Genomic DNA, 11,006 nt, shown 5'->3' on the forward strand with positions numbered 1-11,006 from the left:
CAGATGAAGCGCCGCGGATTCACGCATGCGACGGCGAATGCCGTCAGAGGGTAAGATGGAAACGAAGGTCGATGAAATCGCCGAGCGCATCTATCGACTGTCGACATATGTGCCGGAGATCGCGGCGCCCGGCGGATTCACCTTCAACCAGTTCCTCATCGACGCGGACGAGCCGCTGCTGTTTCACTGCGGGCAGCGTTCGCTGTTTCCGTGCGTATCGAAGACCTTGACCGCGATCATGCCGATCGAGCAGCTGCGCTGGATTTCCTTCGGCCATGTCGAAGCCGACGAATGCGGCGCGATGAATCTCTGGCTCGCCGCTGCGCCGCAGGCGCAAGTGGTTCATGGCCAGACGGCGTGCATGGTGTCGCTCAACGATCTCGCCGACCGGCCGCCGCGCGCCCTTGCCGACGGCGAAATCATGGACATCGGTGGAAGGCGCGTGCGCTACATCGACACGCCGCATGTGCCGCATGCGTGGGAATCGGGGCTGATCTATGAAGAGACGACCCGCACGCTGTTTTGCGGCGATCTTCTCACGCAAATCGGTCAAGGACCGGCCATCACGACGGAGAGCGTGCTTGAAGCCGCCATCGCGGCGGAGAACGCCTTCCAGGCCACCTCGCTGACACCGATGACCGGCCCGACGATCCGCATGCTCGCGGCGCTGGAGCCCCGCCGCCTCGCCGTCATGCACGGCTCGAGTTTTCAAGGCGACTGCGCCGCCCTGCTCTCGCAGCTCGCGGATTTTTATGACGCGGCGCTTGCGGCGAAAGGCGCCCGCCTAGCCACCCCCTGAAGATGAAACTTCGACGCCGCGCGCGAATGCTGCAAAGCGTGTCCCTCCCAAGGCCGGGCATGACGCAGACAGCTCGCGCAACGCTTTTCGTTAGTTTCTCGCATGTAACCGTCATGGCCGGGCTTGTCCCGGCCATCCACGTATCGACATTGCATGCGCCTTGCAGCCATTGCGTAACGTCCCGGCGTGGATGCCCGCGACAAGCGCGGGCATGACGCGGAGAGTCTGCGCCAAATAGAAGCCTTTATCCCCGCCTCCGCTCTGGATCCCCGAGCGCGCTCCGCGCGTCGGGGATGACACACCGCTGTGCAACAACCTGCGCCTTCGGCGATCAACCTCCCGGCGAGCATCGACGATATGTCGATCCTGCGGTAAGACATCCAGGTAAACCTCAAGGAAGACATGCAACGCTGCTTCGTCGCTCTCGCCGCCTGTCTCGCCAGCGTCTTTCTCCTCGCCGCGCCGGCGCAGGCGGAAAAATTGCGCATCGCGCTGCAGAAGACCGGCACGCTCGGCTGGGAACTCGCCGTCGCTAAGGCGTTCGGCCTCGACAAGACTGCGAAGCTCGACATTGACGCCACCGAACTCGCCTCGACCGACGCCGGCAAGATCGCCATCCAGGGCGGCGGCGCCGACATCATCGTCTCAGATTGGCTATGGGTCGCCCGCCAGCGCGCGCAGGGCGCGAAGCTGACCTTCTACCCGCACTCATCGGCGATCGGCGCGGTAATGACCAAGAACCCCGCGATCAAGAGCGTCAAGGACCTCGCCGGCAAGTCGCTGGGCGTCGCCGGCGGGCCCCTCGACAAAAGCTGGCTGATGCTCAAAGCCTATGCGCTTAAAGAAGGCGTCGATCTCGACAAGACGGCGACGGTGCTGTACGGCGCGCCGCCACTCATCGCCGAAAAGGCGCTGCAGGGCGAGATTGACGCGGCGCTCGAATTCTGGAATTTCGCCGCCGACCTCGAAGCCCAAGGCTTCACCCGCGCCGTTGAGCTCACCGACGTCGAAAAGGCGCTCGGCGCCAAGGGCGACGTCGTCGTCACCGGCTATGTCTTCGACGAGGATTTCGCGGCAAAGAACAAGGACGCGCTGGCGCGGTTCTTCTCGATGACGAAGAAAGCCAAGGAGCTGATTGCGACATCCGACAGGGCCTGGGGCGCAGTCATCGCGCAGCGCCTCGGCGGCAAGGACGCCAAGACAGTCGACATCTACCGCAAGCGCTATGTCGCCGGCGCGCCGAAACGCTCGGTCGCCCAGGAAGAGGCCGACGCCCGGACGCTCTATGGCGCGCTCGCCGCGCTCGGCGGCGAAAAGCTCGTCGGCTCCGGCAAAACGCTCGATCCCGGGACCTTCTACAAGGGCGCCGAAGGCAAGCCGCGTTGATCCGTCTGGTCTCGCTTACGGCGCTGCTCCTGCTTTGGCAGTTCGGCGCGTGGCTATCCGATCCGCGCCGACTTCCGGGACCGGCGGCCGTTTTCGAGAAGGTTTATGAAGAGGCGCTTTCCGGCGCGTTGTTCTCCAATCTCGCGATCACGCTCGCGCGCGTTATCGCCGCCTTCGCGCTCGCCATGAGTTTCGGCGCGGCGATCGGCTATGTCATGGGTCGCAACAAGCTCGCCGACCGGCTGCTCGATCCCTGGCTCGTCACGCTGCTCAATCTGCCGGCTCTGGTCGTTATCGTGCTCGCCTATGTCTGGGCCGGCCTCACGGAAGTCGCCGCGATCGGCGCCGTCGCGCTCAACAAGCTGCCCAACGCCATCGTCGTCGTGCGCGAAGGCGCGCGGGCGCTCGATCCGCATCTTGAGGACATGGCGCATGTCTTTCGCTTTTCGCCCACAGCGCGTTTCAAGCATCTCGTCCTGCCGCAGCTCGCGCCCTATCTTGCGGCGGCGACGCGTTCCGGCCTGTCGCTCGTTTGGAAGATCGTCCTCGTCGTCGAACTGCTAGGGCGCTCCAACGGCGTCGGTTTCGAAATCAACATGGCCTTTCAGCTCTTTGACATGAAGCTTCTGCTTGCTTACGCGCTTCCCTTCGTCGCGCTGATGCTCGGCGTCGAAACTTTTCTGGTGCAGCCTCTTGAACGACACGTCTCGCGCTGGCGGCGCGGCGTCTCTCGACGTCTCGATCGCGTCTAAGGATTATCATTCGGCCCGCGGCAGCCCGCGTCGCGCGCTGGAAGATTTGCGTCTGACGCTGCCTGCGGGACAGGCGGGCGCGGTCGTCGGCCCTTCCGGCTGCGGCAAAACCACCTTGCTGCGGCTCATCGCCGGACTCGACAAGGACTACGTCGGAACGATCGTCCTGCCCGAACACGGCCGGCTCGGCATGGTTTTCCAAGAGCCGCGATTGCTGCCCTGGCGCAGCGTCATCGACAATATCCGCATCGCCGCGCCGCATGCGCGCGAAGACGACATCGCCGCGCTTCTCGACGAACTCGGGCTCGCCGAGCACGCATCGCATTTCCCGCGCGAACTCTCGCTGGGGCTCGCCCGGCGCGTCGCGCTTGCGCGCGCGCTCGCCGTCAAGCCCGACCTGCTGCTGCTCGACGAGCCGCTTGTGTCGCTCGACGCGGCGCTGGCCAAGGATCTGCGCGAGATGATCGCAAGGCTCATCGACGAGCGGCGCATCACTACGCTGATCGTGACTCACGATCTCGCCGAGGCGATTGCGCTCGCGGATAGGATATTCCTTTTATCACCGCGTCCGGCGCGCGTCGTCGCGACGCTCGATGTGCCGACGCCGCGAAGAGCGTTGGAGAGAGAGATGGCGGAGAAGCTCGAGACCCAGGCGCGGGACGCGCTTGCCGTCGCGCGCGCCGGGCCGCAGCAGGAAAAACATTAGGCGCGCGCCTGTCCGGCGCTCACCAGAGCCCCCTCACCAGGGAAGCTCTTCGCCGCGATAGTCGAGATAGCGGCGCGTGTCGGCGAGCGTCAGCGACTCGACGACTTGAATGACGCCCGCCACGCTGTCGCGCACGTCGAGCGTCGCGTTCGGCCCACCCATGTCGGTGCGCACCCGGCCCGGACTGAGGGCGACGACGACGACGCCTTCCGCCTTCAGATCGTCAGCGAGACATTGCGCGATCTTGTTCAACCCTGCTTTTGAGACGCGGTAGGCGACATTGGATGTGCCGCCGAGCGACATCGAGCCCAATCTGCTGGTCATCAACACGATGCGGGGACGGGCGCTCCGCTTCACCCGCGGCAGGAAGGCCTGAACGACACGCAGCGGGCCGAGCGTATTGATCGAAAGTAGATCGAGCGCGCCTTCAAAATCCATGTCGGTCGAGGATTGGCGCTGCGGCCCATAGGCGCCGGCGTTGGCGATCAGCACGTCGATCGGATCGCAGACTTGCGCGGCGGCGGCGCTGATCGCCGCCGCGTCGCGAACGTCAAATTGCAAGGGCGCCGCCTGCGGCGCGGCCGCTTTCAGCGCCGCCAGGCCCGCCGGGCTGCGCACGCTCGCGGTCACGTGCTCCCCTCGCGCCGAAAGCTGACGCGCAGTTTCAAGTCCGATGCCGCGGCTGGCGCCGACAATGAGCCAGTGAGACATGTCGCTGTTCTGGCGCCCCCCCAGTTCCTCACCAATATAGAGCGAGCGAAGGCTTGGGGCAGGCGCCACAGCTCTGGTGAGCAGTGCAACTTTCTGCGGAGTGCAGACCGACGTGCAGACCGACTTGGCGTGACCCGAGCGGCGCGCTTCTGCGCCGCGTCGATCATTCCTCGGATTTCGGAGCCGTTACGCCGCCGGCGCAGGCGCCGACTCGATGCGCGCGACGCCGTCGCGCACCGCCGCCTGCACCTTCTCGAAGGCGCGCACCTCGATCTGGCGCACGCGCTCACGCGACACGCCGAATTCCTCGGAGAGCGTTTCAAGCGTGACGGGATCGTCAGACAGTCGCCGCGCCTCGAAGATGCGCCGCTCGCGCGGATTGAGCACGTCAAGCGCGCCGCGCAGCGCCTTCAGGCGATTGTCGCTTTCTTCTTGGGCGACGAGCAGATGCTCCTGATCGACGCTGTCGTCGACAAGCCAGTCCTGCCATTCGCCTTCGCCCTCCTCGCGCAACGGCGTGTTGAGCGAAGCGTCGCCGCCCATGCGGCGATTCATGTCGATGACGTCCTGCTTAGACACGCCAAGCCGATGGGCGATCTTTTCGACGTTCTCGGGCTTCAGGTCGCCTTCTTCGAAGGCGGAGATGCGGCTCTTGGCCTTGCGAAGATTGAAGAAGAGCTTCTTTTGACTCGCCGTGGTGCCCATTTTGACGAGCGACCAGGAGCGCAAAATATACTCTTGGATAGAGGCGCGGATCCACCACATGGCATAGGTCGCGAGGCGGAAGCCGCGCTCGGGCTCGAAGCGCTTGACGGCTTGCATGAGGCCGACATTGCCTTCGGAAACGATTTCCCCGATCGGCAGGCCGTAGCCGCGATAGCCCATGGCGATCTTCGCCACGAGCCGCAGATGCGACGTGATCAGCTCCTGCGCGGCTTTCGCGTCTTCATGCTCGCGCCAGCGCTTGGCAAGCATATATTCCTGCTGCGGCTCCAACATTGGAAACCGCCTGATTTCAGATAGATAGCGGGCTAGGCCGTCTTCTGAGACGATTGGCAAGGCATTCGCCATAAGTCCCTCCTGACGAACCCCCTGAGTATGGCGGGTCCGCAAAGCGCGGCCACGAAACGCCGACCGCGACAGGGGGACATTATAGGGCGCCCCTAGAGGGCTGGAAAATGACAATTGCGTGAAGGGAGGCTAAAGCACGGATTAAGATTCAGCAATGTGAATGGCGCGCTTCAAAGGCTCGGCCGCGCAAGTTTGGCCGCGCAAGTTTGGCGAAGATCCTGCCCGTTATAATCCCGCGATCTTCGGGCCCGAATTCACTTCGACATTCCGCCCAGCACGCCGCGCAGAATTTGGCGCGCGATCTGTGTGCCGGCGGACCGCGCCGCCGATTGGATCGCGGCGCGCGCCGCGAGTTCCACCGGCGACATGCGCTTCTTGTCGCCCTTGCCAAAGATGCCGCCCAATATGCCGCCGAGCGCGCCGAGCAGACCGCCGCCTGCGCCGCTTTCGGCCTCGCCCTTGACGGCGCGCGCCTGCAGCATTTCGAAAGCGGATTCACGATCCACCATCGTGTCGTATTTCCCCCCGAAGGCGCTCGCGCCCATCACGGCCTTCCGCTCCTGCGGCGATATCGGTCCAACGCGGGCGGACGGCGGCGCGATCAGCGTTCGTTCGACGACTTCCGGCGTTCCCTTGGCGTCGAGCATGGACACCAGCGCTTCGCCGACGCCAAGCTGCATGATCGCCTCGGCTTCCTCGAGCGCGCGATTGTCGCGAAACGTCTCGGCGGCGGCGCGTACCGCCTTCTGATCGCGAGGCGTGAATGCGCGCAGCACATGTTGGATACGGTTGCCGAGCTGGCCCAGAACCGTGTCCGGCACGTCAAGCGGATTTTGCGTGATGAAATAGACGCCGACGCCTTTCGAGCGGATGAGACGCACGACCTGCTCAATCGCGGACAGCAGCGCCTTCGGCGCGTCGTTGAACAGAAGATGCGCCTCGTCGAAGAAGAAGACGAGCTTCGGCTTGTCGAGATCGCCCACCTCCGGCAGGGTTTCGAAGAGTTCGGAAAGCATCCAAAGAAGGAAAGTCGCATAGAGCCGGGGCGCGCGCGAAAGCCTGTCGGCCGCCAGAATATTGATTACCCCGCGGCCGTCGCGATCGACGCGCAGGAAATCCATGATGTCGAGCGCCGGCTCGCCAAAAAATTGATCGCCGCCCTGCGTCTCCAACACCAACAGCTGCCGCTGAATGGCGCCGACGCTCGCGGGCGCCACGTTCCCGTGTGTCTGCTTGTAAGTCGCGGCGGACTCCGCAACATGCGCGAGCATCGCCCGCAGATCCTTCAAGTCGAGCAGCAACATGCCCTGCTCGTCCGCCGCCTTGAAAACGATATTGAGAACGCCCTCTTGCGTATCGTTCAGATCAAGCAGGCGCGAAAGAAGCAGCGGCCCCATTTCCGAGATCGAAGCGCGAACCGGGTGTCCCTGCTCGCCGAAGATATCCCAAAAGGTGACGGGAAACCGGTCGGGCTCGTAAGCAACGCCAATCTCCTTGGCGCGCGCGACGAAGGCCGACTTGCCTTCGCCCGGCTGCGACAGTCCCGCGAGATCGCCTTTGACGTCGGCGAGAAAGACGCAGGTTCCGGCGTTCGAGAAGCCTTCGGCGAGCAGCTGCAGCGAAACGGTTTTGCCGCCGCCGGTTGCGCCCGCGATTAAGCCATGGCGATTGCCAAGCGCGAGCCGAAGATAGTGGTACGCGCGCGGCTTCCCGTCCGTTACGCTTGCGCCGACGAGGATTTTGCCCGGAACGGCGCTCGGAGTTTCGCTCATGGTTCGCTCATGGTTAAAAGCGCTTTCACAGCCAGGAATCGCAATTGCGCGAAGCTACACCATCGGCGCGGGACGCGCATGTCCGGCCCGTTCGGCGCGGTCTCGGCCGACAGCGCTTGGCGAATGCAAAAGGGCAAGATAAGTTCGCGTCGGGAGAAGGTCCAATGAAGCTACGCTTGGCGATGATCGGCGTCATCGCCGCCGCCGGCGTCGCGCAGGCGGTCGGCGCAACGAAGCCGCGAACGGCGCCGGCGAAGCTGGCGCAAACCGTCGATCTGGAGAACCAGCGTCCCGTGCCGCTGAAAAGCTTCGAGATCATCATGGCGGCAAAAGACAAGACGGCGCCGGAAGCCATCGTCGGGAAGCTCGATAAGCCGCTGGCCGCCGGAGGCCGCACGCGGTTTCCCATCACCGGCGCCAAAGGTTGCCGCTTTGAGGCGCGTTGGGCGTTCGACGACGCGAAGGACTCAGGCGACGTGGACTTATGCAATGACGCCCATATAGTTTTCGCGGACTGATCCTATTCGAGGTTCGCTCAGCGGACCCGCTGCGGCGCGCGCCGCCCATGACAACAATCAGGAAACGCACGATGGCCAACGGATCGAAGGGTGGCGCAAAGGGAGTGAAGCGCAGTCCAAAGGGCGCACAATCCGCCAGCGGACCAGGAATCTCGAGACCGCTGTTGATCGGCGTCGGCGCCGTCTTCGCGCTCATATTCGGCGCCTTTGTCTACTTCACCAGCGGCAAGCCCACGACGTCGACGGAAGCCATCGGCGGACCTTTTCAACTCACCGCGCATACCGGGCAGCAGGTGACGGAGCAGGATTTCCTGGGCCGCCCCTTCCTCGTCTTCTTCGGCTATACGCACTGTCCGGACATTTGTCACACCACGCTCTTCGAGATGTCGGAGATCTTGCGGGCGATGGGACCGGACGCCAAAGTCGGCGCGCTGTTCGTCACCGTCGATCCGGAGCGGGACACGCCCGAGTCTCTCAAAGATTATCTCTCCAATTTCGATCCACGCATCATCGGCGTCACCGGCCCGCGCGCTTCGCTCGATCCCGTGTTGCGCGAATATCGCATCTTCTCTAAGCGCGCGCCCGGCAAGGACGAAGACTATTCCGTCGACCACACCACTGTCGTTTATCTGATGGACAAAAAGGGCCACTTTGTAAGCCCGTTCAACGTGGCGCGACGCCCTGCCGAAGCCGCGCGTGAGCTTGAACGCCATCTGTAGCGCGCACAGTCGCCTGCGTCGGAGAGCGCACAAAAAAGCAACGCAAGGGAAATATTTTCATCGAGCCGCAATTTTGGAACTCGCGACTCATATGGCGTTTGCGCTAGCATGAGCGCTATGCTTCGACTCCTGCGCGAAGGACCGGCGCCAACTGGCGGCGCGTCGATTCTCAAATTAGTCCACGCCGGCGAAACAATCCTCGTCGCTTTGCGTCGGTCACAGAATGCGCGGCGATTCACTTTGCGCGTGCGCTTCGCCGCACGCGATGCGGTGTTGACGATGCCGAAGCGGGCGTCATTGCGCGATGCGCGAGATTTCGCTCAGCGCCACGCCGCCTGGATCGCTTCGCGTCTCGACAGGCTTCCTGCAACCATTCCTTTCGCGCATGGTTCGGTCGCGCCTCTTCGCGGCGTCGATCATATGATCGCCCATCATCCGGACCGCCGCGGGGTCACCTGGATCGAGCCAAGAGACGACGCTGAGGCTCCCTTCACGCTTTGCGTCGCCGGTCAGACCGAACATGTGCACCGTCGCGTTCAGGATTATTTGAAGCGGGAGGCGCGGCGCGACCTTGAAGAGGCGGTCGCCCGCCATACCGGCGCACTCAGACTGCCGCCCCGCGGCGTCGGCCTGCGCGATCCGATCAGCCGATGGGGATCGTGTTCGGCCTCCGGCTCGCTGAACTTTTCCTGGCGGCTGATCATGGCGCCGCCGTTCGTCCTCGACTACCTCGCCGCCCACGAAGTCGCGCATCTCGTGCATCTCGACCATTCACCGCGATTTTGGAAGTTGACGCGGCGGCTTTGCGCCGACACGGATCGCGCCGAAGCCTGGCTCTCCGCCCACGGCGCGCACCTCCACAAATATGGAGCCAAGGCGCGATGATCGGCCGCCGCCGCCTGCTCGGACTCGCCCTGCTCCTGTCCCTGCCGCTGTCGCAAGCCGCGTCGGCGCTGGCCGAAGAGCCGCGCAAACGCCTGCTCGTTCTCGATTTCGAGCTGGTCGACACGTCAAACGAACCTGTCGACCAAAGCGCCGAACATGCAAAAAGACTGGCGCGGGCGCGCGACGACATCGGCGCGGGACTCGCCGCGCGGCGCGTCTATGAGGTCGTCGACCGGGCCCCCATCGCGGCGGATCTCGACGCGATCTTGAAACAAACCTACATTCGCACCTGCAACGGCTGCGAAGTGTCGCTTGCCCGCAAGGCCGGCGCCGATCTCGTTCTGACGGGCGTCGTCAATAAGGTCAGCACGCTGATCCTCAGCATGGGCGTTTCAGTCGCGCGCGTTTCGACGGGCGAACTGATCTATCATCAGGGGTTCGATTTTCGCGGCGATAATGATCAATCCTGGGCGCGCGCGACGAAATTCTTCGTCGATCGCATCGCCCGCGATCCGCCGAATTGAGCGAAGGAGGCCCGTATGAGCCAGAGCGCTGGGTGTGAACCGACGGCGACGTCACGCCCGCCCTGGTCCATGGTGGCGCAAGCCCGCACGCGCGGCGCCTTGCTTGACGCCCTCGTGCGTCGGGCGCAGGCGCTGCCGCCCATCCGCATGGGCGTCATCCATCCTTGTGACGCGCGCTCGGTCGAAGGCGCGATCGCCGCTCGCGACAAAGGGCTGATCGTCCCGACTCTTATCGGTCCACGGGCGAAGATCGAGGCGGCCGCGCGCGCGAGCGGGGTCTCGCTCGAAGGCGTCGAGATTGTCGACGCGCCACACAGCCACGCCGCCGCCGATCAAGCGGTGGAGCTCGTGCGCCGCGGCCGACTGCACGCGCTGATGAAAGGCGCGCTGCACACGGACGAGCTGATGACCGCGGTCATACGCGACGGCGCCGGCCTTCGCACCGACCGGCGGATCAGCCATGTCTTTGTGATCGACGCGCCGTACTATCACAAGTTGCTGCTCGTCACCGACGCCGCGATCAACATCGCGCCGACGCTCGACACAAAGCGCGACATCGTGCGCAACGCCGTCGATCTCGCACATGCGATCGGCATCGAACGCCCTAAAGTGGCGCTGCTTTCGGCGGTGGAGACGGTCGAGGGGAAAATCCCGTCGACGATCGAGGCGGCGGCGCTCTGCAAGATGGCCGACCGCGGCCAGATCGCCGGCGCCGAGCTTGACGGTCCGCTGGCCTTCGACAACGCCATCTCGCGCGAAGCGGCCGACGCCAAGCACATTGAGTCCGAAGTCGCCGGCGACGCCGACATTCTGGTCGCGCCAGATCTCGAGGCAGGCAATATCCTGGCGAAGCAGCTCGTCTTCCTGGGCGGCGCCGATACGGCGGGGCTGGTGCTCGGCGCGCGTGTCCCGATCGTGCTGACGAGCCGCGCCGACGACGTCGATTCGCGCGTCGTCTCTTCGGCGCTGGCGCAGATTTTCACGCATCGGCCGCGCGCCGCGCCGTAGAGCGCGTGATCTGGCGTTCTCGACAGAACGCCCGTCGCGTGGCAGAACGCGACGCAACAACTCCCGGCGCGAACGGCTCATTCTATGCCCTCATGCTGAGGAGGCTCCGTAGGAGCCGTCTCGAAGCACGAGGGCATAGGCCGCGCGCGCTGCGT

General features: G+C 64.4%; 12 protein-coding genes. 9 read left to right on the forward strand and 3 right to left on the reverse strand.

What is annotated here, in order from left to right; genetic code table 11:
• Positions 1 to 55 precede the first annotated feature (55 nt).
• The 4 genes from NEI07_RS00420 (at position 56) to NEI07_RS00435 (ending at position 3,643) form a co-directional block, all read left to right on the forward strand.
• A complete protein-coding gene (locus NEI07_RS00420; protein ID WP_256031953.1) occupies positions 56 to 799 on the forward strand; it encodes an oxygen-binding di-iron domain-containing protein in 744 nt (247 codons plus the stop codon).
• 402 nt (positions 800 to 1,201) lie between these two features.
• Positions 1,202 to 2,185, forward strand: a complete 984-nt coding sequence (locus tag NEI07_RS00425; RefSeq protein WP_256031954.1) for an ABC transporter substrate-binding protein — start codon at positions 1,202 to 1,204, stop codon at positions 2,183 to 2,185.
• Positions 2,182 to 2,937 (forward strand): ABC transporter permease, encoded by a 756-nt coding sequence (locus NEI07_RS00430; RefSeq protein WP_256031955.1) that lies wholly within the window; start codon positions 2,182 to 2,184, stop codon positions 2,935 to 2,937. Before NEI07_RS00425 ends, NEI07_RS00430 begins: the two co-directional genes overlap by 4 nt.
• Positions 2,879 to 3,643 carry an ABC transporter ATP-binding protein gene (locus NEI07_RS00435; RefSeq protein ID WP_256031956.1) on the forward strand — a complete coding sequence of 255 codons (765 nt, stop codon included), beginning with the start codon at positions 2,879 to 2,881 and terminating at the stop codon, positions 3,641 to 3,643. Before NEI07_RS00430 ends, NEI07_RS00435 begins: the two co-directional genes overlap by 59 nt.
• 33 nt (positions 3,644 to 3,676) lie before the next feature.
• Here NEI07_RS00435 and NEI07_RS00440 read toward each other — a convergent pair whose 3' ends face one another.
• The 3 genes from NEI07_RS00440 to NEI07_RS00450 all read right to left on the reverse strand — a co-directional run bounded on the left by NEI07_RS00440 (position 3,677) and on the right by NEI07_RS00450 (position 7,197).
• Positions 3,677 to 4,354 (reverse strand): SDR family oxidoreductase, encoded by a 678-nt coding sequence (locus NEI07_RS00440; protein WP_256031957.1) that lies wholly within the window; start codon positions 4,352 to 4,354, stop codon positions 3,677 to 3,679.
• 186 nt (positions 4,355 to 4,540) lie between these two features.
• Complete coding sequence (gene rpoH, locus NEI07_RS00445) at positions 4,541 to 5,425, reverse strand: RNA polymerase sigma factor RpoH (RefSeq protein WP_256031958.1); 885 nt, start codon at positions 5,423 to 5,425, stop codon at positions 4,541 to 4,543.
• Between the two features lie 254 nt (positions 5,426 to 5,679).
• Complete coding sequence (locus NEI07_RS00450) at positions 5,680 to 7,197, reverse strand: helicase HerA-like domain-containing protein (RefSeq protein ID WP_256031959.1); 1,518 nt, start codon at positions 7,195 to 7,197, stop codon at positions 5,680 to 5,682.
• Positions 7,198 to 7,361: 164 nt separating this feature from the next.
• Between NEI07_RS00450 and NEI07_RS00455 the strand changes: the two genes are divergently transcribed.
• From NEI07_RS00455 to NEI07_RS00475, 5 genes are all read left to right on the forward strand, one after another.
• Positions 7,362 to 7,715, forward strand: a complete 354-nt coding sequence (locus tag NEI07_RS00455; RefSeq protein WP_256031960.1) for a hypothetical protein — start codon at positions 7,362 to 7,364, stop codon at positions 7,713 to 7,715.
• A gap of 71 nt (positions 7,716 to 7,786) precedes the next feature.
• Entirely contained in the window at positions 7,787 to 8,434 is a 648-nt protein-coding gene (locus NEI07_RS00460; RefSeq protein WP_256031961.1) for an SCO family protein, read from the forward strand.
• A gap of 117 nt (positions 8,435 to 8,551) precedes the next feature.
• Positions 8,552 to 9,319 carry a M48 family metallopeptidase gene (locus tag NEI07_RS00465; RefSeq protein ID WP_256031966.1) on the forward strand — a complete coding sequence of 256 codons (768 nt, stop codon included), beginning with the start codon at positions 8,552 to 8,554 and terminating at the stop codon, positions 9,317 to 9,319.
• Positions 9,316 to 9,843 carry a DUF3280 domain-containing protein gene (locus NEI07_RS00470; protein ID WP_256031963.1) on the forward strand — a complete coding sequence of 176 codons (528 nt, stop codon included), beginning with the start codon at positions 9,316 to 9,318 and terminating at the stop codon, positions 9,841 to 9,843. Before NEI07_RS00465 ends, NEI07_RS00470 begins: the two co-directional genes overlap by 4 nt.
• 15 nt (positions 9,844 to 9,858) lie before the next feature.
• A complete protein-coding gene (locus NEI07_RS00475) occupies positions 9,859 to 10,851 on the forward strand; it encodes a bifunctional enoyl-CoA hydratase/phosphate acetyltransferase (RefSeq protein ID WP_256031964.1) in 993 nt (330 codons plus the stop codon).
• The last annotated feature ends 155 nt before the right edge of the window (positions 10,852 to 11,006 follow it).

The organism is Methylocystis suflitae, from assembly GCF_024448135.1.
GTDB classification, from domain to species: Bacteria; Pseudomonadota; Alphaproteobacteria; order Rhizobiales; family Beijerinckiaceae; genus Methylocystis; species Methylocystis suflitae.

Excerpts from the sequence above, each read along its gene's own strand:
- NEI07_RS00420 (WP_256031953.1), top strand. The coding sequence starts at position 56 with ATGGAAACGAAGGTCGATGAAATCGCCGAGCGCATCTATCGACTGTCG.
- NEI07_RS00425 (WP_256031954.1), top strand. The coding sequence starts at position 1,202 with ATGCAACGCTGCTTCGTCGCTCTCGCCGCCTGTCTCGCCAGCGTCTTT.
- NEI07_RS00440 (WP_256031957.1), bottom strand. The coding sequence starts at position 4,354 with ATGTCTCACTGGCTCATTGTCGGCGCCAGCCGCGGCATCGGACTTGAA.
- rpoH (WP_256031958.1), bottom strand. The coding sequence starts at position 5,425 with ATGGCGAATGCCTTGCCAATCGTCTCAGAAGACGGCCTAGCCCGCTAT.
- NEI07_RS00450 (WP_256031959.1), bottom strand. The coding sequence starts at position 7,197 with ATGAGCGAAACTCCGAGCGCCGTTCCGGGCAAAATCCTCGTCGGCGCA.
- NEI07_RS00455 (WP_256031960.1), top strand. The coding sequence starts at position 7,362 with ATGAAGCTACGCTTGGCGATGATCGGCGTCATCGCCGCCGCCGGCGTC.
- NEI07_RS00460 (WP_256031961.1), top strand. The coding sequence starts at position 7,787 with ATGGCCAACGGATCGAAGGGTGGCGCAAAGGGAGTGAAGCGCAGTCCA.
- NEI07_RS00465 (WP_256031966.1), top strand. The coding sequence starts at position 8,552 with ATGCTTCGACTCCTGCGCGAAGGACCGGCGCCAACTGGCGGCGCGTCG.
- NEI07_RS00470 (WP_256031963.1), top strand. The coding sequence starts at position 9,316 with ATGATCGGCCGCCGCCGCCTGCTCGGACTCGCCCTGCTCCTGTCCCTG.
- NEI07_RS00475 (WP_256031964.1), top strand. The coding sequence starts at position 9,859 with ATGAGCCAGAGCGCTGGGTGTGAACCGACGGCGACGTCACGCCCGCCC.